At 60.2% G+C, this 18,500-nt stretch carries 23 protein-coding genes; 6 read left to right on the top strand and 17 right to left on the bottom strand.

Annotated elements, in window-relative coordinates; translation table 11 throughout:
- Positions 1-47: 47 nt before the first annotated feature.
- Positions 48-734: a molybdate ABC transporter permease subunit gene (gene modB, locus BLT85_RS03085; RefSeq protein ID WP_197673882.1), complete on the top strand. Its 687-nt coding sequence runs from the start codon at positions 48-50 to the stop codon at positions 732-734.
- The gene (gene modC, locus BLT85_RS03080) at positions 731-1,804 is read left to right on the top strand and encodes a molybdenum ABC transporter ATP-binding protein (protein WP_093391768.1); all 1,074 of its coding nucleotides are present in this window, start codon (positions 731-733) and stop codon (positions 1,802-1,804) included. Before modB ends, modC begins: the two co-directional genes overlap by 4 nt.
- Here the strand turns inward: modC and BLT85_RS03075 are convergent.
- From BLT85_RS03075 to BLT85_RS16925, 6 genes are all read right to left on the bottom strand, one after another.
- Complete coding sequence (locus BLT85_RS03075; RefSeq protein WP_093391767.1) at positions 1,801-2,139, bottom strand: hypothetical protein; 339 nt, start codon at positions 2,137-2,139, stop codon at positions 1,801-1,803. The two genes, modC and BLT85_RS03075, sit on opposite strands and share 4 nt — an antisense overlap.
- 97 nt (positions 2,140-2,236) lie before the next feature.
- Positions 2,237-3,178 carry a GTP 3',8-cyclase MoaA gene (gene moaA / locus BLT85_RS03070; RefSeq protein ID WP_231701573.1) on the bottom strand — a complete coding sequence of 314 codons (942 nt, stop codon included), beginning with the start codon at positions 3,176-3,178 and terminating at the stop codon, positions 2,237-2,239.
- Positions 3,179-3,386: 208 nt separating this feature from the next.
- On the bottom strand, positions 3,387-3,836 hold the full coding sequence (gene moaE, locus BLT85_RS03065; protein WP_093391766.1) for a molybdopterin synthase catalytic subunit MoaE: 450 nt from the start codon (positions 3,834-3,836) through the stop codon (positions 3,387-3,389).
- A gap of 1 nt (position 3,837) precedes the next feature.
- Complete coding sequence (gene moaD, locus BLT85_RS03060; RefSeq protein WP_093391765.1) at positions 3,838-4,086, bottom strand: molybdopterin converting factor subunit 1; 249 nt, start codon at positions 4,084-4,086, stop codon at positions 3,838-3,840.
- Positions 4,083-4,559, bottom strand: coding sequence for a cyclic pyranopterin monophosphate synthase MoaC (gene moaC / locus BLT85_RS03055; RefSeq protein ID WP_093391764.1), 477 nt, complete (start codon positions 4,557-4,559; stop codon positions 4,083-4,085). The genes moaD and moaC overlap by 4 nt, the downstream gene beginning before the upstream one ends.
- Before the next feature lie 84 nt (positions 4,560-4,643).
- Complete coding sequence (locus BLT85_RS16925) at positions 4,644-4,769, bottom strand: hypothetical protein (RefSeq protein WP_269432721.1); 126 nt, start codon at positions 4,767-4,769, stop codon at positions 4,644-4,646.
- Between the two features lie 315 nt (positions 4,770-5,084).
- Between BLT85_RS16925 and ahpC the strand changes: the two genes are divergently transcribed.
- Both ahpC and ahpF read left to right on the top strand, forming a co-directional pair.
- Positions 5,085-5,645 carry an alkyl hydroperoxide reductase subunit C gene (gene ahpC, locus BLT85_RS03045; RefSeq protein ID WP_093391762.1) on the top strand — a complete coding sequence of 187 codons (561 nt, stop codon included), beginning with the start codon at positions 5,085-5,087 and terminating at the stop codon, positions 5,643-5,645.
- A 103-nt stretch (positions 5,646-5,748) separates the two neighbouring features.
- Positions 5,749-7,359: an alkyl hydroperoxide reductase subunit F gene (gene ahpF, locus BLT85_RS03040; RefSeq protein ID WP_093391761.1), complete on the top strand. Its 1,611-nt coding sequence runs from the start codon at positions 5,749-5,751 to the stop codon at positions 7,357-7,359.
- 62 nt (positions 7,360-7,421) lie between these two features.
- On the opposite strand, the gene BLT85_RS03035 is transcribed toward ahpF, so the two are convergent.
- The 4 genes from BLT85_RS03035 to purU form a co-directional block, all read right to left on the bottom strand.
- On the bottom strand, positions 7,422-9,047 hold the full coding sequence (locus tag BLT85_RS03035; protein WP_093391760.1) for a methyl-accepting chemotaxis protein: 1,626 nt from the start codon (positions 9,045-9,047) through the stop codon (positions 7,422-7,424).
- A 204-nt stretch (positions 9,048-9,251) separates the two neighbouring features.
- The gene (locus BLT85_RS03030; protein ID WP_093391759.1) at positions 9,252-9,446 is read right to left on the bottom strand and encodes a hypothetical protein; all 195 of its coding nucleotides are present in this window, start codon (positions 9,444-9,446) and stop codon (positions 9,252-9,254) included.
- Positions 9,443-9,856, bottom strand: a complete 414-nt coding sequence (locus tag BLT85_RS03025; RefSeq protein WP_093391758.1) for a CBS domain-containing protein — start codon at positions 9,854-9,856, stop codon at positions 9,443-9,445. The genes BLT85_RS03030 and BLT85_RS03025 overlap by 4 nt, the downstream gene beginning before the upstream one ends.
- A 41-nt stretch (positions 9,857-9,897) precedes the next feature.
- Positions 9,898-10,749 (bottom strand): formyltetrahydrofolate deformylase, encoded by an 852-nt coding sequence (gene purU / locus BLT85_RS03020; protein ID WP_093391757.1) that lies wholly within the window; start codon positions 10,747-10,749, stop codon positions 9,898-9,900.
- Positions 10,750-10,960: 211 nt separating this feature from the next.
- Between purU and mvaT the strand changes: the two genes are divergently transcribed.
- Entirely contained in the window at positions 10,961-11,332 is a 372-nt protein-coding gene (gene mvaT, locus BLT85_RS03015; protein ID WP_093391756.1) for a histone-like nucleoid-structuring protein MvaT, read from the top strand.
- 56 nt (positions 11,333-11,388) lie between these two features.
- On the opposite strand, the gene sbcB is transcribed toward mvaT, so the two are convergent.
- From sbcB to BLT85_RS02995, 4 genes are all read right to left on the bottom strand, one after another.
- Positions 11,389-12,861 (bottom strand): exodeoxyribonuclease I, encoded by a 1,473-nt coding sequence (gene sbcB, locus BLT85_RS03010; protein WP_093391755.1) that lies wholly within the window; start codon positions 12,859-12,861, stop codon positions 11,389-11,391.
- A gap of 46 nt (positions 12,862-12,907) precedes the next feature.
- Positions 12,908-13,297: a hypothetical protein gene (locus BLT85_RS03005; protein ID WP_093391754.1), complete on the bottom strand. Its 390-nt coding sequence runs from the start codon at positions 13,295-13,297 to the stop codon at positions 12,908-12,910.
- Positions 13,297-13,722 (bottom strand): DUF4124 domain-containing protein, encoded by a 426-nt coding sequence (locus tag BLT85_RS03000; protein WP_157718107.1) that lies wholly within the window; start codon positions 13,720-13,722, stop codon positions 13,297-13,299. Before BLT85_RS03000 ends, BLT85_RS03005 begins: the two co-directional genes overlap by 1 nt.
- A gap of 75 nt (positions 13,723-13,797) precedes the next feature.
- Entirely contained in the window at positions 13,798-14,166 is a 369-nt protein-coding gene (locus BLT85_RS02995) for an outer membrane protein assembly factor BamD (RefSeq protein WP_093391752.1), read from the bottom strand.
- Positions 14,167-14,323: 157 nt separating this feature from the next.
- Here BLT85_RS02995 and BLT85_RS02990 point away from each other — a divergent pair, with 157 nt between their 5' ends.
- A complete protein-coding gene (locus tag BLT85_RS02990) occupies positions 14,324-15,259 on the top strand; it encodes a universal stress protein (protein ID WP_093391751.1) in 936 nt (311 codons plus the stop codon).
- Here the strand turns inward: BLT85_RS02990 and BLT85_RS02985 are convergent.
- Genes BLT85_RS02985 through edd form a run of 3 tightly spaced genes read right to left on the bottom strand, consistent with a single transcriptional unit; the run spans position 15,256 to position 18,458 of the window.
- Positions 15,256-15,915 carry a bifunctional 4-hydroxy-2-oxoglutarate aldolase/2-dehydro-3-deoxy-phosphogluconate aldolase gene (locus tag BLT85_RS02985; RefSeq protein ID WP_093391750.1) on the bottom strand — a complete coding sequence of 220 codons (660 nt, stop codon included), beginning with the start codon at positions 15,913-15,915 and terminating at the stop codon, positions 15,256-15,258. The genes BLT85_RS02990 and BLT85_RS02985 overlap by 4 nt on opposite strands.
- Positions 15,902-16,639, bottom strand: coding sequence for a 6-phosphogluconolactonase (gene pgl, locus BLT85_RS02980; protein ID WP_093391749.1), 738 nt, complete (start codon positions 16,637-16,639; stop codon positions 15,902-15,904). Before pgl ends, BLT85_RS02985 begins: the two co-directional genes overlap by 14 nt.
- Complete coding sequence (gene edd, locus BLT85_RS02975; protein WP_093391748.1) at positions 16,620-18,458, bottom strand: phosphogluconate dehydratase; 1,839 nt, start codon at positions 18,456-18,458, stop codon at positions 16,620-16,622. Before edd ends, pgl begins: the two co-directional genes overlap by 20 nt.
- Between the last annotated feature and the right edge of the window lie 42 nt (positions 18,459-18,500).

The raw sequence follows: 18,500 nt of genomic DNA, 5'->3' as shown, positions 1-18,500 counted from the left end.
GTGCAGACCCGTCCTATCCTTCTTGAACCCGAGCACAGCGAACCATGATGTCTCTGAGCGCCGCCGACTGGCTGGCCATACGCGTGACGCTCAAGCTGTGCCTGTATACAACCGTGATCCTGATGCTCCTGGCGACACCCTTGTCGCTCTGGCTTGCGGCCGGGGCCGGCCGTGTGCGCTCGCTTGTCCAGGCACTGGTTGCCCTTCCGCTGGTTTTGCCTCCCACCGTCCTCGGGTTTTATCTGTTACTCGCCCTGGGGCCAAACGGGTGGGTGGGCGGGACGCTGGAGCGGCTGGGTATCGGCCATCTGGCGTTCAGCTTCGGCGGCATCCTGATCGGCTCGGTGATCTATTCGTTGCCATTCGCCGTGCAGCCGCTACAGCAGGCTTTTCGCCAGATGGGCCGCAGGCCGCATGAAGTGGCGGCGTCCCTTGGGGCGGGTCCGCTCGATCGATTTCTGACCATCACCCTGCCGCTCGCTCGTAGCGGCTTTGTAGTGGCCGCCACCCTCACCTTCGCCCACACGCTAGGCGAGTTCGGCGTGATCCTGATGATCGGCGGCAGTATCCCCGGCGAGACGCACGTGTTGTCGACGACCATCTATGCGCATACCGAGGCGATGAACTATGCCGCAGCCCATCGTCTGTCGCTGCTGCTGATTGGCTGTGCATTCGTCGTGCTGTCACTGATCTATTTTGCCGGCAACCGCAAATCCGCAGTGGTACAACCATGAGCCTGACGGTCAGAGCGCGAATGCGCCGCGCGGGCCTGGACATGCACATCCACGTGGACCTGCCCACCGAAGGTGTCACCGCGGTGTTCGGCCGGTCTGGCTGCGGCAAGACCAGTCTGCTGCGCATCATTGCCGGGCTAGACCGGGTGCCGGGCGCCGAGGTCTGCTTCGACGATCAGACCTGGCAAGGCTTGAACGCCTCCATACCGCTGGAAAAACGGCGCATCGGTCTGGTCTTTCAGGAATCGTCGCTGCTGCCGCATCTCGGTGTCCGCGATAACCTGCTCTACGGCTACCAACGAACGCCCGATTCACAGCGGCGGCATCGCCCGGAAGCGATCATCGATCTGCTCGGACTGGGTACCTTGATAGAGCGACGTATCGATCAGCTTTCCGGCGGCCAGCGCCAGCGCATTGCCTTGGGCCGTGCGCTGTTGGCCAGCCCGCAACTGCTGCTGCTCGACGAACCGCTGTCGGCGCTCGATAGCCAGAGCAAGCGCGAAATCATGCCGTTTCTCGACCGTCTTTCGGGTGAGATAGGCGTTCCGATAATCTATGTCAGTCATGCCGCGGCCGAAATAGAACGGCTCGCTGATCATGTAGCCCTGATGGAGCGGGGGCGCATAGAGTCGGTCGAGCCGATCCAGCAGGCGCTATCGCGGCCGGATTCGCCGCTGTTCGCTGACGAGGGTCCGGCCAGTGTGCTGATGGGAACCCTTCAGGCAAGCGATGCGCCGGATTTGCAGATGTTTCGCTCTGGTGCGCTCACGCTACGCCTGGCATTACCCAACCCCGTGCAAGCGGGACCTACTACGGTGCGGCTGCGCATAGGCGCACGCGACGTCAGCCTGGCCATCGAGCCGACCACCGGGATCAGCATTCTCAATCAACTACCGTTTACCATCGAGGCAGTTCACGCGCGCGACGAAAGGCGCGTGATAATACGCGGAAGGTTGGTCAGTGGAGATCTACTGCTGGCCGAAGTTAGCGGCTGGTCGGCACGCGAGCTGCTACTGCAACCTGGAAAGCGCGTATTCGCGCTAGTCAAGGCGGTGTCGTTACTTGACTAATCCTTGACGCACTCGAGCAGAGCGATTGGGCCTCCCTCAGAGTATTTGCCAGGCACCTCCAGCACTGCCCGGTCGTTCGGCTCAAGCACGGAGGTCGGGGTACGCTCGGTTTCGTCAGGCAGTGCAGCGAACTCACACAACACTCGCTCATTGCTGCGATTGATGACTGTGACTGCCGGGGTTCCCTTGAGATCGACTTGCTCGCTGGATGCCTCCTCAACACCGAGTGGCTCCCATTCGATATCCAGGCCATTGAACTCGGTGATGATTTCGACACTTTGCGCCAAGACCGGCATGGCAATGACAAAACAAACGCCGAACAGAACTCTATTCATCTCGCTTCCTCAGTAATCACCTGATAAAGGTTGGAGGAACCGGATTAGGGGAAGTTCGATTTTGATATTGGTACGAAGCATCGCGCGCAGCGAGTGACTACCCGCCGCTGGCATTCATGAATCGCAACACCTGCACCTCGCCATCGGATGCGAATTCGTGGCGCAAGGGCTTGCGCTGCAGTGCACTCTGCAAGGCTTCGAGAACCGGCTCGTCGCTGGTCGGATAGCGGCGCACCAGGTCGCGCATGTCGAGCGAGTGTTCATGACCGAGACACAGCAGCAACCGTCCCTCGGCCGTCAGCCGCACGCGATTGCAGGTGGAGCAGAAGTTGTGCGAATGCGGGGAGATGAATCCGATGCGGGTGCTTGGCTGTCCTTCGATGCGTACATAACGTGCCGGCCCACCAGTGGATTCGGGACTGTCGAGCAACGTATAGCGCCGAGCAATCAATTCGCGTACTTCGTCGCTAGAACAGAAGGCTTCGCCGCGCGATCTGCCTACATGACCCAACGGCATCTCCTCGATAAAGGTTACGTCCAGTCCGCGTTCCACGGCATAGTCGACGAGATCAGGCACCTCATCGGCGTTGCGCCCTTTCATGACCACCACATTGAGCTTGATCGAGGCGAAGCCTGCGGCGCGAGCCGCATCGATGCCAGCCAACACCTGCTGGAGGTCGCCGGTACGGGTGATCGCACGGAACTTGACGGCATCAAGACTATCGAGACTGATGTTTAGCCGGTTGAGGCCCGCGTCGGCCAACGGCTCTGCGAGCTTGATCAGCTGGGAGCCGTTGGTGGTCATCACCAGTTCGTTCAGGCCGGGTAACGCGGCGATTTCCCTGCAAAGCGTGACTATCCCTCGACGCACTAACGGCTCGCCACCGGTTAAACGAATTTTTTTTACGCCTTGCCCCACCAGCAGCTTCGCCAAGCGCAGGACTTCTTCGAACGTGAGAATTTTCTCGCGCGGCAGGAACGTCATCTCTTCTGCCATGCAATAGACGCAGCGAAAATCACAGCGGTCGGTGACGGACATTCGTACGTAGTCGATACGACGACCTTGTCCGTCCAGAAGTTGTGTTTCGGGCACAGGCTGTACTCCGGTTGTCGCGTGGCCGCTATTCAGGTGTGAGGGGATACATCTACCAACTGCTTCGAGCCACTTTACCACGATGCGTTCAGCATTCCCGTCGGAACGCCGGGGGAGAGTTCCAAGTAATCGAGCAATCCACTCTTGGCCGCGGTCAGCGCCATCTGCGCATCGCTTCGGCGTCCATGTCCCGTGCGTCGACCCAACGAGGCCCGTCCGGCGTATCTTCCTGCTTCCAGAACGGCGCACGGGTCTTCAGATAATCGATGATGAAATGGCAGGCTTCGAAGGCCGCCTGACGATGCGCCGACGATACGCCCACGAACACGATCGGCTCGCCCGGCTCGAGCTTGCCGACCCGATGCAGCACGTCTGCCGTGATCAGCGGCCAGCGCTCGCTGGCTTCATCGACTATTTTTTGCAACGCCTTCTCGGTCATGCCCGGATAATGCTCGAGCAACATTCCGGCGACTTCCTGCCCGTCGTTGAAGTCGCGCACATAGCCAACGAACCCGACCACTGCCCCCACGCCGAGTTGTTCAGCATGCAGCGCATTGAGCATCTGCCCAGCATCAAAGGTCTCGGTCTGCACGCGAATAGCCATATCAGCCTCCGGTCACTGGGGGGAAGAAGGCGATCTCGTCACCGTCTCGCACCGGCTCATCCAGGCTGCACATTTCCTGATTGCGCGCGCACATCAGTCGCGACTCGTTGAGCACGGCCCAGGCATCACCCCGTGAAACCAGCTCGTCTCGCACTGCCCGAAGCGTATCGCGCGAGTCATTCCAGTCCAGCTGCTCCTGCCCGGTGCCCAGCGTCTCGCGGTAACGGGCGAAATATTGCAGCGTGATCATCTCTGCTCCTCCGCGCGGTAGTGCCCGCTCTTGCCGCCGGTCTTCTCCAGCAACCGTGTGGCTTCGATGACCATGCCTTTATCCACCGCTTTGCACATATCGTAGAGCGTGAGCGCCGCAACGCTTGCGGCGGTCAGGGCTTCCATTTCCACACCGGTCTGGCCAGCCAGCTTGCAGCGCGCGCGAATGCGTACGGCATCAGGTTGCTCGGCTGTCAGCTCGACTTTCACTGACGTAAGCATCAACGGATGACATAGCGGAATCAGCTCCCAGGTGCGCTTGGCCGCCTGAATGCCGGCAATACGCGCCACGGCAAAGACGTCACCCTTGGGGTGGCCGCCGCTCTGGATCAGGTCGAGTGTTTCCGGCCGCATGCGCACCAGGCTTTCCGCCACCGCTTCGCGCGATGACACGGCCTTGTCGGTCACATCGACCATGTTCGCCTGCCCCTGGGCATCGAGATGAGTAAGCATGAGGTGTCCTGAACGATTTGCGTGGCACTACTTTACCGCAAGCGTAGTCGCCGGACAGTACCTCTGGCGGGAGACCCTGCTTCGCTACGCGAACTTGGGGTTGTCTTGATTGGGTTGCGCGCCGAGCCTGAACGGGACGATGTAGTCGTGCATGAACGCCTGCACGCGAGCGATCATCTGCCGGGATTTGGGGGAGTAAGCGAATTCCATGGCACGGGTCCTCAAGCTGAGTAGGAACCAGCCCTTGCAGTCGTCGTCTGACATACACAGGGCGGTAATCAGAGGCTATGCTCGGTCTGCCGGTCTGGATAGCTTGAGGTAGCCGCGAATAGAGCGGATTCATCAAGTGGATTGAGAATTTGATCTGGATCAACCGCATGGATTTTCGTTGAATAGTGCGCAGGCGGAACCATATAGCGAAAAGCTATTTGTGCCTTAGCTGGAATATATTTCAACGATGGCGAACCAGGCACTAACATAGTCGCTGTCTTAAGCAATCAACCCACCGACTCACAAGGAGTTTTCATGTACATCAACACAGAAGTCAAACCGTTCAAGGCCACCGCGTTCCATAACGGTAACTTTGTTGAAGTGAGCGAAGCTGATCTGAAAGGCAAGTGGTCAGTATTCTTCTTCTATCCTGCCGACTTCACTTTCGTCTGCCCGACCGAGCTGGGTGACGTGGCCGACCATTACGAAGAATTCAAGAAGCTGGGCGTAGAGATCTACTCGGTTTCCACCGACACCCACTTCACCCACAAGGCGTGGCACGATTCTTCCGAGACCATCGGCAAGATCCAGTATCCGATGATTGGTGACCCGACCGGCACCATTACCCGCAACTTCGGTGTGATGCGCGAAGGCCAGGGTCTGGCTGACCGCGGTACTTTCGTTGTCGATCCCGAGGGCATCATCCAGGCCATCGAAATCACTGCAGAAGGCATCGGCCGTGACGCCAACGACCTGCTGCGCAAGGTCAAGGCTGCCCAGTACGTCGCAGCCCACCCGGGCGAAGTCTGCCCGGCCAAGTGGAAAGAAGGCGAGGCCACTCTGGCTCCTTCGCTCGACCTGGTAGGCAAGATCTAAGTAGTGCTCCTGACCCGGCCCGCCGTGATGCCCCTGGCATCCGGTTTGGCGGGCCGGGTTTTTTACGCCCAGATTTCAACGAATTGATAGAGGACGGACACGTATGTTGGACGCGAATCTGAAGAAACAACTGGACACGTACCTGCAGAATATCGTTAATCCGATCAAGATCAGCGTGTCCGCCGATGACAGCGACAAGTCGCGCGAGCTGCTGGATCTGGCCGGTGAAATCACCGGCATGTCGGCCAAGATCGACATGACCCGTGCAGATGACGCTCGCACGCCGAGCATGGCGATCGGCCCGGACAACGGCGGAGCCCCCCGTGTGCGTTTTGCTGGTCTGCCGATGGGCCACGAATTTACCTCGCTGGTACTGGCTCTGCTGCAGGCCGGCGGACACCCTTCCAAGGCCGATGCCGCTCTACAAGAGCAGATCCGCAACCTGGAAGGCGAGTTTCACTTCGAAACCTATATCTCGTTGTCGTGCCAGAACTGCCCGGACGTAGTTCAGGCGCTGAACCTGATGGCGGTGCTGAACCCGAACATCACCCACACCATGGTGGATGGCGCGCTGTTCCAGGACGAAGTCGAAGAGCGTCAGATCATGGCGGTGCCTTCGGTGTACCTGAACGGCAACCCGTTCGGCCAGGGTCGCATGACGCTCGCCGAAATCGTCAACAAGGTCGACACGGGCGCCGCTCAACGCAAAGCAGTCGAGCTGACTCAGAAGGCTCCGTACGATGTGCTGGTAATCGGTGGTGGCCCCGCTGGCGCGGCCGCTGCCATCTACGCAGCGCGTAAAGGCATCCGTACCGGTATCGTTGCCGAGCGCTTCGGCGGCCAGGTCATGGATACCGTCGGTATCGAGAACTTCATTTCCGTGCCGTATACCGAAGGACCGAAACTGGTCGCCAACCTTGAGCAGCACGTCAAGGACTACGAAGTTGATCTGATGACCGAGCAGAAGGCGGCCAAGCTCACCAGTGGGGATTTCATCGAACTCGAGTTGGAAAACGGCGCGACCTTGACCAGCCGCTCGGTGATCCTGGCGACTGGCGCCCGCTGGCGCGAAATGAACGTACCCGGCGAGCAGGAATACCGCGGCAAGGGTGTTGCCTACTGCCCGCATTGTGACGGCCCGCTGTTCAAGGGCAAGCGTGTCGCGGTGATCGGTGGTGGTAACTCGGGTATCGAGGCCGCGATTGATCTGGCCGGTATCGTCGAGCACGTAACCGTTCTGGAATTCGCCGACACCCTGCGTGCTGACGAAGTGCTGCAGCGCAAGGCGCGCTCGATGAAGAACGTCGACATCATCAAGAATGCCCAGACCACCGAAGTACGTGGCGACGGCAACAAGGTGGTGGGTCTGACCTACACCGATCGCGATTCCGGCGAGAGCAAGAACGTCGACGTAGCGGGTATCTTCGTGCAGATCGGCCTGATTCCAAACACCGACTGGCTCAAAGGTGGTGAGGTGAAGCTCAGCCGCTTCGGCGAGATCGAAGTCGACGCACGCGGTGCGACCTCGGTACCGGGGGTGTTCGCTGCCGGTGACGTGGCTACGGTTCCGTACAAGCAGATCGTCGTCGCCATGGGCTCGGGTTCGACTGCGGCATTGAGCGCATTCGACTACCTGATCCGTACTCCGCTCCCTGCAGCGGTGGCCGGGCAGCATCTCGAGCGCGAGACGGTTGGTTCGGCTGAATACAACTGATCTTCAAAGCCGTAACAAAAAAACCGCACCCTGAGGTGCGGTTTTTTTTGCGCTGCGTTCGGTCAGATGCGAAAACGATTGACCAGATCGTTGAGCTCGACCGCCAGGCGCGACAGCTCGCGACTGGAGCTGCTGGTCTGCTCGGCACCGGCTGCCGACTGGGTCGACAGGTCGCGGATGTTGACCAGGTTACGGTCGACTTCACGAGCGACCGAAGCCTGCTCTTCCGAGGCGCTGGCAATCACCAGGTTGCGCTCGTTGATCTGAGTGATCGCCGAGGTGATGCGGGTGAGCGCCTCACCTGCAGCGGTGGCCTGCTCCAACGTGCTGCCAGCCATGGTCTTGCTGATCCCCATCGCCTCGACTGCGCGCTCGGTACCTTGCTGAATGGTGCCGATCATTTCTTCGATTTCGGTGGTGGACTGCTGAGTACGATGAGCCAGAGCGCGAACCTCGTCGGCTACCACCGCAAAACCACGACCCTGCTCACCGGCCCGTGCCGCTTCGATCGCTGCGTTGAGTGCCAGCAGGTTAGTCTGCTCGGCGATAGCGCGGATCACATCCAGGACGCGGCTGATGTTCTGCGCTTTCTCGGCTAGTTCCTGAACCTCGGTCGCGGTCGACTGAATGGTGCCGGACAGCTTGTCGATGCTGGTTACGGTACGGCTGACCTGCTGCTGTCCTTCGCCAGCGATCTTCGAGGTTTCCTTGGACTGCTCCGAGGTCGACACCGCGTTGCGCGCCACTTCGTCAACCGCAGCGCTCATCTGGTTGACCGCCGTTGCGGCCTGCTGCACTTCGTCGTTCTGGCGCTGCAGACCGCGGCTTGCATCCTCGGTGACAGCGTTCAGCTCCTCGGCCGCAGCGGCCAACTGATTCGAGGAGTTGGCGATGCCCTGGATGGTGTTGCGCAATTGAAGCTGCATGGTGGCCAATGCTTGAAGCAGGCGAGCTGGCTCGTCACGGCCACTGCTGGAGATCTTCTGGGTCAGATCACCGGCGGCGACGGTTTCGCTGGCTTCGACCGCTTCGCGGATCGGCGCAACGATGCTGCGAGTCATGAAGAATGCCAGACCGATGGTCAAGGCTACCGCTGCAACAATGAAAGCCACAGTCTGGTTGAAGGCACTGTCGTAAACGTCCAGAGCGTGCTTGGATGCAGCGTCCGCGCCTGAAGAGACCATTCGCTCCAGCTCGATCAAGGCACGGGTAACCGTGTCGGCCAGCGGGTTGAGGCGTTCAGTCAGCATGAGGTCAGCTTCCGCGTCACGCCCTTGCGAGGCAAGCTGCACAATCTCCTTTTGCACTGTCATGTACTGCATCCGACCTTGACGATAGGCGTCGAAAGCGCGCTGCATCTCCGGGTCGGTGACCAGACCATCAAACGTAGTTTCCGCCTCCAACAGATTGGCCTCAAGCTTGTCCAGCTGCTCTCTTAGAGGCGCGATCTCCTGCGGCGTACTCGCCATCATGACTCGCATTGTATAGATGCGAAAGCGAAGATAGTTCTGGTTGAATGCGCCAAGCTGCTGCATACCTGGGACCCAGGTATCCTCCAACAGCACTACATCATCGCGTATAGCGCCCATTTCACGAGTCGCAAGGGTGCCGAGCAACACGACAATAAGCGCAATCACGGCGAAGCCTGCAGCCAAACGGGCCGCAATGGAGAGATTTCGGAGATTCATAAGATTACCTGGCTGGGTTGTACGACTGACCAGTCAATTAATCGGCGCCAGATAGTCAAACTTTATGGCCATGATTGAAAAAAGCTAACCGTTCGTCAGGGCCGGATGGGCTGGGTCGATCGTACGAGGTGCGACGACCGTCCGCCCTAACGTTTGAGCTGAGTTTCGGTGCGGGAGGCTGGGTTCAGGATAATGAGGTACTGGCTAGACTTGGTCACCGGCGCGGCGGGTGTCGCGCCCCTCCGCCGATAGAGCGGAGAAATCCGCACCTGACTCCTCATTCAGGCTCGCCGGATCAAAGCGCGCCATACAGCCCCCACCCAGCACCGGCGGCAAACCTGCCGCGCCAGCGCCCAACGGATCCCAGAACGATTCTTCGTCGTCATCGAAACCATTCATTTGGGCGCCCCGTGCAGGTTGAACGTGTTGACTGCGCGCAGCACATCGCGCCGGCTGATCTGGCCCACCAGGCGGCCTCCGTCCAGAACCGGCAGGCGCCGGATCCTTTTACTGACGAACTGCTCCGCAGCCTTGATGATGTCAGCATCTGCCTCGATGGTATCGACCACCTTCGACATTACCTCGCCAACGCTGACGCTGGCTTCCTCAAAGTAACTGCCAGTCAGAATCCCTTTCAGACAGTCACTTTCGGACAGCATGCCGACAAGTTGTCGGTTGGAATCGACTACCGGGCCGCCTGAGATACCCTGACGCACAAGCGTTTCGATGGCCTTGGCCAATTCCGTTTCCGGGGAGAAACAGATCAGATCGCCGGTCATGTATTCGCGCACTTTTACTATCTTGAGCATGTCGTCTCCTTCGCTTCCGAGGGCTCGGTACTTGCTCGCCGCTAGCTGAACACAACCGTCTTGTTGTCGTGAACCAGAACCCTGTCTTCCAAGTGATAGCGCAAACCACGGGAAAGCACCATCTTTTCCACATCCTTGCCAAGCCGAACCATGTCCTCAGCGTTATTGCGATGAGTTATACGGACCACGTCCTGCTCGATTATCGGGCCGGCATCGAGTTCTTCCGTCACGTAGTGGCAGGTTGCGCCGATGAGTTTCACGCCGCGCTGTGCTGCCTGATGGTACGGGCGAGCGCCAACGAACGACGGCAGGAAACTGTGATGAATGTTGATAACGCGGTTGGCATACCGCTGGCAAAGTTCGGGTGGCAGGATTTGCATATAGCGCGCCAGGACTATGCAATCGGCCTGTTGTTCTTCGATCAGCCGCGTGACCTCTGCAAACGCAGGCATCTTGTCCTGCGGATCGACCGGAACATGGTGGAAGGCAATGCCATGCCACTCGACCATACTGCGCAGATCATCATGATTGGAGATCACACTCGTAATCTCGCAGTCGAGTTCGCCGCTATGCCAACGATGCAGAAGATCAGCAAGGCAATGTGATTCACGGCTGGCCATCAATACAACTTTCTTGCGCTCGGCAGAATCACTCACGCGCCAGTCCATGGAGAATTCCGCCGCAATCGGAGCGAAAGCGGTGCGCAATCCGTCGGCATCGAAAGGAAGCGAATCGGCGCGTATCTCGTGGCGCATGAAAAACCAATTGGAAAGGTTATCCGAGTGATGATTGGCCTCGGTGATCCAGCCATTGTAAGCAGCCAGGACATTACTGACTTTTGCAACAATGCCGACCCGATCGGGACAGGCGATCACCAGACGAAAAGTGCGCATTCGAAAACTCCAGGAATGACCGAACGGTGCCGGCCCGAAAAAGCAGCATTCTACCCGTTGGGGCATACAAAAGCAGCCAGGCGCGACGCTGATACATCTGATCGAGCCGTACAAATAAGCTTTTAGTTCTGCACACTTCTTGTTTAAGGAAGATGAATAACTTAATATTCCGCACACAGACAAACTAATTGCTCAAGCAAGGTAAACGAATATGTCCATGCTGCAAGAATATCGCCAGATCGAAGAACGCATTCGCGAACTTTCACAGCGCCTCGAGTCGTTGTCCAACGACGAGAAGCTGAAGAAAGAAATCGAGTTCGAAAAGAAGCTGCGCGACTTGATGGAACAGTACAACAAGAGCCCGCGTGAAGTCGCGGCTATCGTCGAGCCCGACAACAAGTCCGCGTCGCCCAAGGCTGCGCGCACCGCGGGTGGCAAGCGAGCTCGTAAGGTGAAGCAGTATAAAAATCCGAACACCGGGGAAGTTATCGAAACCAAGGGCGGCAATCACAAGACCTTGAAAGCCTGGAAAGAACAGTACGGCTCCGACACCGTGGAATCCTGGATGTCCATCGTCGGCTGATAAGCTTCTTGCCGAAGTAGCAAAACCCCGCCCGCTTGCGCCGGCGGGGTTTTTCTTTAATGGGCTTCGGTTACCGTCTCGGTTACATCGATGCCAAGTTTCGCCGCAAGACCGCCCGCATAATTCTTCCAGTCTTCGAGCAGTTGCCGTTGAGCGTCACCCAGCGTCGGCGATAAGCGAGCAACCTCCTGATAAAACTCACTCAGCGTGATCGGTGCGCCCGGTCGTTTTCCTTCGAGCCGTTCGCGGCAGAAAACTTGCCATTGTTCCCGCTCTGCGGAACCAAGCGACTCGGGAAAGTTTCGCGCGCGATAGCGAAACAGAAGATCGGCCAAACGCTGGTCTCGCAAGGGCCAGTGTTGCGCGGTGAGAAGTCTGCCCTCCGCTTCCCGGATGGCTGGCAGCAAGCGGTTGTCCGCATCGCTTACAAAACCTTCATACAGTTGTGTATCGCAATCGTTCGATGATTCGCGGGAGCGCTCGGCATCCGCTTCAAAAATCGCCCGGAGATGCGGTTGACCCAGGGCGCGCCACGAAGCCAACTGCTCTGCACGGGTGAATAAACTCGGCATGTCGAGATCGAGCCGCTTCACATCTTCTTCCCGCAAAACTTTGGTATCAGCCAACACCGGACACTTGTTGATATGCACTAACTTGAGTCCGGGCCGCTCGTGACCCTCGGGCAGCTCTTCACGCCGGGTGTAAAGTCGAGAGCGGATTTCATCCGCAGACAAATCGATCAGCAGTGCCGGATCGCAGGCCAGATCCCAGACGATCAAAGCGTTACGATTGGTCGGATGCCAGCCGAGCGGCAACACGACAGCCAGGCCGTGCCGTTCGCGACCAAAGCGGCCCGAGACATGCACCAAGGGTCGTACGCTCTGGAGATCGATCAGCTCGCATACCTTCTGCTTGCTGCGCAGCGCATACAGATATTCATACAGCCGGGGCTGGGCCTGGCGTAGCAGGCGGGCCATGGCGATCGTCGCGCGCACGTCCGCCAGCGCATCGTGGGCCTGACCATGGGCGATGCCATTTGCCTCGGTCAGCAGCTCCAGCCGCAGGCTGGTGAATCCGTCCTGCTGCGGCCAGTTGATACCGTCCGGGCGTAGTGCATGGGCGGTACGCAGCGCGTCGAGCAGATCCCAGCGACTGTTGCCGCCCTGCCATTCGCGAGCGTAGGGGTTGTAGAAGTTGCGATACAGCGAGAAGCGAGTCATCTCGTCGTCAAAGCGCAGGTTGTTGTAGCCAACCGTGCACGTACCCGCCGCGGCCATCTCGTCATGGAGCCGCCGGATGAACTCCGCTTCGGGAAGCCCACGCATCACACGCTGCGGGTCGATGCCGGTAACCAGGCAGGCCATGGGCGCCGGCAGCGTATCCTCGGCAAGGCGACAATCGATGCACAACGGCTCGCCGATTTCTTCCAGCTGTTCGTTGGTGCGTACCCCGGCAACCTGCAACGGACGATCACAGCGCGGGTCGATACCCGTGGACTCGAAGTCGTACCAGAAGATGCTCTTGTCCATGTTGCCCCGCTCCGTGCAAAGCAGCAGGGTAACTCAAGCGAGGTATTCAGGCATCATCGGTGGGTTCGAATCGGAAATAGTGCTCGAGCAACCGGGCGATCTCGGCGAAAGCCTGTTGATTGGAGACGATGCTGAAGCCGGTATCGAAATGGCCGGGGGTAAGGTCCGGGCGGCACCAGTGACTACGAGCCTTGAAGCTGAGCGTTTCGGCCTCGGCGGTTTGTGCGGGCAGACGAATCTGCATGTCGAAAACGGCTTCGACCATGACCGGAATCGAGCTGATCATCATCATGCCAAGCGGTGAAATGTTGCCGATGAAGCCCATCGGCTGCCCGCTGTAGGCATTGTACAACTGTAGATAGGCGCTTAACTCGTTTCGCGCAATCTGTCTCTGTTCCCCATGCCCGGAGGATCCGGAATACGGCAGGGATGGCATCAACAACGCTCCTGGACCAACGTGGTCAGTTCAGCCTTGCGCGCCTCGACTCGCTTGCGATCGACTTCGATCTGCCTGCCGCTGGCATCTTCCTCGTACCGGAACACGCGCTTGTCGAGCTGCGCCAGTTGACGACGAAAGGCGTCGCACTGGGCACGCTGGCGGTTACGCTGCTCGGTCAGTTTCAACTGCTCGGCAGCACGTTCCTCGCTGCGTACGTCCATGATACGGCGGAGATTTTGCTCGCGCTGGCGAACCTGCGCGTCGCGTTCGATTATCTGCGGGTTCACTTCGACCTGCTCCGCGCCCTGCCCGGGGCGCTCGCCAAAGTGCACTCGACCCTGCTCGTCGGTCCAGCGGTAGATCTGCGCATGCGAAGGCGCGATGACCATCAGCAGGCTAAAAGTTAAGACCCATCGACGCATGAAATGATCCGTCATTTCGCCCCGGACCCCGGCGCGGCATCACAGCATAGAGCAGGCCGACCAAGCGGCCAAGCGTCAGCGTCGCTCCGGCGCCAGCGAATCCTCCGGATCATGATGTCCTAGCAGGCGGAGGGTCTCCAGGCGCGCGCCCGCACGATAGGCGTATTCGCTGGTTGGCCTGTAGCGCACCAGATGCCGGTAGATCTGAATGGCGTCGAGATACAACCCTTGGCGTTCGAGACACAGCCCGCGCAACAAGGAAATCTCGGGTTGCAGGTAAGGCCGCGAACGGCTGGTGCGCTCGGCCTGAGACAGTTCGAGGATGACCCTGGAACAGTCGCCCGCCTCGTACGCCCGGTAGGCCTGATCAAGATGCTTGCCGGGCGTGTTGGAAGCGCAGCTGGAAATCAGGCTGGCAGCGAAGATGATGATCAGCGGACGCATGAAGGCCTTGGATAATTGAGGATTCGAACAGTTGTCGGCGGCGATCGGATAATCTTGAACGCGAGTTGATGCAGGTCAGCCCTGCGCCGGCCATGGCTGTCTACACTGGGGGCACATCCATCGTCACGTTCAACAGTTCGAGAGGAGACCCGGCACCATGGACTTCAAACACATTCTGGTAGTCATCGACCCCACCAGCCAGGAGGAGGCCCAGCCCTCTCTGATTCGTGCCGAAGAGGTGAGCGAGCGGTATCCCCAAGCGGCCGTGACCCTGTTCATCTGTGACTACAACTCGGCGCTGGACGGGGGCATCCTGTTCGCCACGCCAGGCTTGGAAAAGGCTCGTGCATCGCTGATAGACAGCCACCTGCGTCAACTCGACAAGCTCGCCGCGCCTCTTCGCGAGCGCGGGGTCACGGTCCATACCCGGGCGGTATGGGGCAAGCGGCTCGACCGGAATATTCTGCATGCGGTCGCCGAGACCGGTGCCGATCTGGTTTTCAAGACCACCCACCACCACAATCCGATCAAACAGTTGCTGCTGACCAATACGGACTGGCAATTGATTCGCCATTGCGAAGCGCCGCTGTGGCTGGTCAAACGTGCCGATCGCAGCATCCAAACCATCTGCGCCGGCATCGACCCCTTGCATGAGGCAGACAAGCCGGCGGCGCTTGACTTCAAGTTGGTCAAAACGGCCCGCGCCCTGGCCAGCAACGGGCGAAGGACGATACAGGTCGCTCATTGCTACAGCCCGCTGCCGCAGACGTTGGTGTATGACGCCAGCGTGATTGCCGATTATGACGGCTACGCCGAGGATGTTCGCAAGCGTCACGCTGCGGCCTTCGAGGAGTTCGGCGCTAAGCTCGATCTGCCCGCCGAACGCCGCCATCTTCTGCAGGGCTACGCCGAAGAGGTGATGCCGGAATTCGTTGAAGAGCAGAACATCGATTTGCTGGTAATGGGCGCGGTGTCACGCTCACGCCTCGACGCCGCGCTTGTCGGCCACACCGCCGAGCGCCTGCTCGACGATGTGCCTTGCGACGTGTTGGTGGTCAAGCCTGACGGCTTCGTGGATCCGAGCAAGCCCTAACGCGACAGGTCCGCTGCTGCCTCGGCCAGCGACTCTTTGCATACCCGCGTGATGCCCGCCCAGTCCTGCTGGGCGATCAGCTCCGCCGGGGCCATCCAGGTGCCGCCGACACCCATGACGTTGTCCAGCGCCAGGTAATCCGGCACCTTGTGCCTAGCCACGCCGCCGGTTGGACAAAAACGGATGCCGGCAAAGGGGCCGGCGAAGGACTTCAGCGCCCCGATGCCGCCACATACCTCCGCCGGATACAGCTTGAAACGTCGATAGCCGAAGCGGTAGCCCTGCAGAATCTCGGACGCTGTGGCCACGCCGGGCAGCAACGGCACCGGACTATCCAGCCCGAGCGTCAAGAGTTCTTCGGTGCAGCCCGGCGTGACGATGAATTGCGCGCCAGCATCCAGCGCCAGCTGGTATTGGCGCCCGTCCAGTATGGTGCCGGCGCCAACGCAAAGATGGGCCCGGTCCCGGCGCAATTGAGCGATCGCACCCAGAGCGGATGAGGTACGCAGGGTTATTTCCAGCGTGGTCACGCCGCCTGCTTCCAGCGCATCGGCCAACGGCAACGCGTCCTCTGCCCGGCGCAGGCTGATCACGGGCAGCACCCGCGCCGAAGCGAATATCCGGTCCAGCGTTTTGATGTGCTCAGCCAGGCTCATGGGGTTCCTCATGATTGGGTGCGTAGAAGATATCCATCGGAGGCTGCAGGAATGCGGCTACGGGCATCTCTCGCGGCTCTGCATTGAAGGCGCGGGCAACGACCGCCTGCTTTTCTCCACCATTGACCTGCAACAGACGCACCCGGGCACGCTGCAACACCGCGCCGGTCAGGGTCAGGCGCGGCAGGCGCTGATCTGCCGCCGGAACCGCCTGGCACAATGCAGGCGCGTCGCTTCGCAGGTTTTCGAGCAGGTGATCTCCAACCGGGAACAGCGAGGCGGTGTGGCCATCAGCACCGACCCCTAGCACCAGGACGTCCAGCGGCAGCAGGCGTTCGATGTCGGTGCTGACCGCGGCGGCATCCTTGTGCGGATCCAGCCCTCGATAGAGCGGCACCCAATGAGCCCGGGCGAACACATTCGGCATACTGCGTTGCACCAAGCCAGCGTTGCTTTCCGGATCGTCTTGCGGCACCCAGCGCTCGTCTGCGAGCGTCAGCGTGACCTCCTCCCAGTCCAACTCGGACTCATTGAGTCGCTTGAAAAACGCTGCCGGGCTGCGCCCTCCCGAGACGGCAAGACTGGCGTGACCACGCTCATGCAGCGCTCGCGCAAGCGCCTCCAGCACGAAATCGGCCATGAGCCGAGCCTGCTCAGCGGGCGATGCCGCGTCGTGAAGGTGCAACCCGTTGGCGCGTGCCAGTTCACCGAGCGGTGTCGACATCGTCTGCCTCCGCAAGACTCTGAGTGAAGCTGCTCGCGCCCTGCTCTGCGACGCTGAGTGCGTTGCGCATGAAGCCGAACAGCTCGCGGCCCATGCCGCGTTTGATCGGCTGGCTCGGCTGGGCTGGCTCACGACCATTCAGCACGCTCGCGTCCGCAAGAATCAGGGAGCCGTTTTTGGCGTCCAGCTTCAAAAGGTCGCCATCCTTCAGATAAGCCAGCGGGCCGCCACGGGCGGCTTCGGGGTAGAGATGGATGACCGCCGGCACCTTGCCGGAGGCGCCCGACATGCGTCCATCGGTAACCAGGGCCACGCGAAAGCCTCGGTCTTGCAGGACGCCCAGGTAGGGAGTGAGCTTGTGTAGCTCGGGCATGCCGTTGGCGGCGGGCCCCTGGAAGCGCAGAACAGCGATCAGGTCCCGTTCGAGTTCGCCGGCCTTGAATGCTTCGACGAAGGCATTCTGATCATCGAACACGCGGCACGCCGCCTCGACGCGCCAGTGCTCCGGCGATACCGCCGAGGTCTTGATCACCCCGCGGCCCAGGGAGCCCTGTACCAGCCGCAGCCCGCCATCGACACTGAACGGGGCGGCAGGCTCGCGCAGGATACTGTCGTCGAGGCTTTGTATGGGACCGTCACGCCAGGCTACTCGCCCCTTCTCATCAAGAGAGGGCTCCCGGGTGTAGTGATCGAGCCCTCGTCCGAGAATGGTGTCGACGTCCGCGTGCAGCAACTGCGCATCGAGCAGATGCCGAAACAACCATGCGGTGCCACCCGCGGCCTGGAACTGATTGATGTCGGCCTTGCCGTTGGGGTATATCCGCGCCAGAGTGGGCACCACCTCAGACAGGCTGGCCATGTCGTCCCAGTCGATGATGATTCCCGCACACTGGGCAATCGCCACCAGATGCAGTGTGAGATTGGTCGATCCGCCGGTCGCGAGCAACATGACCAGCGCATTGACGATCGCGCGCTCATCGACGATCGATGCCAGTCGGCCTTCTCTGCGGCGCGCCAGGCGCGCCGATTGCTCCGCTGCATAGACCGTCAAGGCGTCACGAAGCGAGGTATCCGGGTTGACGAAGGACGAACCCGGAAGCTGCAACCCCATGGCTTCGAGCAGCATCTGATTGGTGTTGGCCGTGCCGTAAAAAGTACAGGTGCCGGGCGCATGATAGGACTGGCTTTCAGCATCCAGCAGCTCTTCACGGGTCGCTTTGCCCTCGGCGAAACGTTGGCGTACCGCCGCCTTTTCGCTATTGGGCAGCCCCGACGGCATCGGCCCGGCCGGTACGAAGACCACCGGCAAATGACCGAAGCGCAGGGCGCCCATCAGCAGTCCCGGCACGATCTTGTCGCACACTCCCAGACACAACGCAGCGTCGAACATGTTATGCGACAACGCCACCGCCGTGCCCATGGCGATCACGTCGCGGCTGTGCAGCGACAGCTCCATGCCCGGTTCGCCCTGGGTCACCCCGTCGCACATCGCCGGCACGCCGCCGGCCACCTGACCGGTGGCACCGAAGGCACGTAACGCATCGCGCAATAACCCGGGGAAACGTTCATAGGGCTGATGCGCCGAAAGCATGTCGTTGTAGGCAGTCACGATGCCGACATTCACCTCATCGATCATGCGCAGGCGGTCCTTGTCGGCCGCCGAGCAGGCTGCCATGCCGTGCGCCATGTTGCCGCACGACAGTCCACGCCGGCCGCGGGGCTGTTCACCAGCTTCGCGCATCTGCTGCAGATACGCCTGGCGACTGCCGCGGCTGCGCTCGCGGACCCGTTCGGTCACTTCGCTGACACGAGGATGCATCTAGTCTCCTTTACCGCATGCCAAAGCGGCTCGCTGGGCTTC

It is taken from the genome of Halopseudomonas xinjiangensis, from assembly GCF_900104945.1.
GTDB lineage: Bacteria > Pseudomonadota > Gammaproteobacteria > Pseudomonadales > Pseudomonadaceae > Halopseudomonas > Halopseudomonas xinjiangensis.
Note: the sequence above shows the minus strand (reverse complement) of the source record. Positions and strands in the feature narration are given on the sequence as shown.

Excerpts from the sequence above, each read along its gene's own strand:
- BLT85_RS03005 (WP_093391754.1), bottom strand. The coding sequence starts at position 13,297 with ATGCCATCCCTGCCGTATTCCGGATCCTCCGGGCATGGGGAACAGAGA.
- BLT85_RS03035 (WP_093391760.1), bottom strand. The coding sequence starts at position 9,047 with ATGAATCTCCGAAATCTCTCCATTGCGGCCCGTTTGGCTGCAGGCTTC.
- moaC (WP_093391764.1), bottom strand. The coding sequence starts at position 4,559 with ATGCTTACTCATCTCGATGCCCAGGGGCAGGCGAACATGGTCGATGTG.
- modB (WP_197673882.1), top strand. The coding sequence starts at position 48 with ATGTCTCTGAGCGCCGCCGACTGGCTGGCCATACGCGTGACGCTCAAG.
- ahpC (WP_093391762.1), top strand. The coding sequence starts at position 5,085 with ATGTACATCAACACAGAAGTCAAACCGTTCAAGGCCACCGCGTTCCAT.
- sbcB (WP_093391755.1), bottom strand. The coding sequence starts at position 12,861 with ATGGACAAGAGCATCTTCTGGTACGACTTCGAGTCCACGGGTATCGAC.
- BLT85_RS03030 (WP_093391759.1), bottom strand. The coding sequence starts at position 9,446 with ATGAATGGTTTCGATGACGACGAAGAATCGTTCTGGGATCCGTTGGGC.
- ahpF (WP_093391761.1), top strand. The coding sequence starts at position 5,749 with ATGTTGGACGCGAATCTGAAGAAACAACTGGACACGTACCTGCAGAAT.
- modC (WP_093391768.1), top strand. The coding sequence starts at position 731 with ATGAGCCTGACGGTCAGAGCGCGAATGCGCCGCGCGGGCCTGGACATG.
- BLT85_RS03075 (WP_093391767.1), bottom strand. The coding sequence starts at position 2,139 with ATGAATAGAGTTCTGTTCGGCGTTTGTTTTGTCATTGCCATGCCGGTC.
- purU (WP_093391757.1), bottom strand. The coding sequence starts at position 10,749 with ATGCGCACTTTTCGTCTGGTGATCGCCTGTCCCGATCGGGTCGGCATT.
- moaD (WP_093391765.1), bottom strand. The coding sequence starts at position 4,086 with ATGATCACGCTGCAATATTTCGCCCGTTACCGCGAGACGCTGGGCACC.
- BLT85_RS03025 (WP_093391758.1), bottom strand. The coding sequence starts at position 9,856 with ATGCTCAAGATAGTAAAAGTGCGCGAATACATGACCGGCGATCTGATC.
- mvaT (WP_093391756.1), top strand. The coding sequence starts at position 10,961 with ATGTCCATGCTGCAAGAATATCGCCAGATCGAAGAACGCATTCGCGAA.
- moaA (WP_231701573.1), bottom strand. The coding sequence starts at position 3,178 with ATGTCCGTCACCGACCGCTGTGATTTTCGCTGCGTCTATTGCATGGCA.
- BLT85_RS02985 (WP_093391750.1), bottom strand. The coding sequence starts at position 15,915 with ATGAGCCTGGCTGAGCACATCAAAACGCTGGACCGGATATTCGCTTCG.
- BLT85_RS03000 (WP_157718107.1), bottom strand. The coding sequence starts at position 13,722 with ATGCGTCGATGGGTCTTAACTTTTAGCCTGCTGATGGTCATCGCGCCT.
- BLT85_RS02995 (WP_093391752.1), bottom strand. The coding sequence starts at position 14,166 with ATGCGTCCGCTGATCATCATCTTCGCTGCCAGCCTGATTTCCAGCTGC.
- pgl (WP_093391749.1), bottom strand. The coding sequence starts at position 16,639 with ATGTCGACACCGCTCGGTGAACTGGCACGCGCCAACGGGTTGCACCTT.
- BLT85_RS16925 (WP_269432721.1), bottom strand. The coding sequence starts at position 4,769 with ATGGAATTCGCTTACTCCCCCAAATCCCGGCAGATGATCGCTCGCGTG.
- edd (WP_093391748.1), bottom strand. The coding sequence starts at position 18,458 with ATGCATCCTCGTGTCAGCGAAGTGACCGAACGGGTCCGCGAGCGCAGC.
- moaE (WP_093391766.1), bottom strand. The coding sequence starts at position 3,836 with ATGGCTATTCGCGTGCAGACCGAGACCTTTGATGCTGGGCAGATGCTC.
- BLT85_RS02990 (WP_093391751.1), top strand. The coding sequence starts at position 14,324 with ATGGACTTCAAACACATTCTGGTAGTCATCGACCCCACCAGCCAGGAG.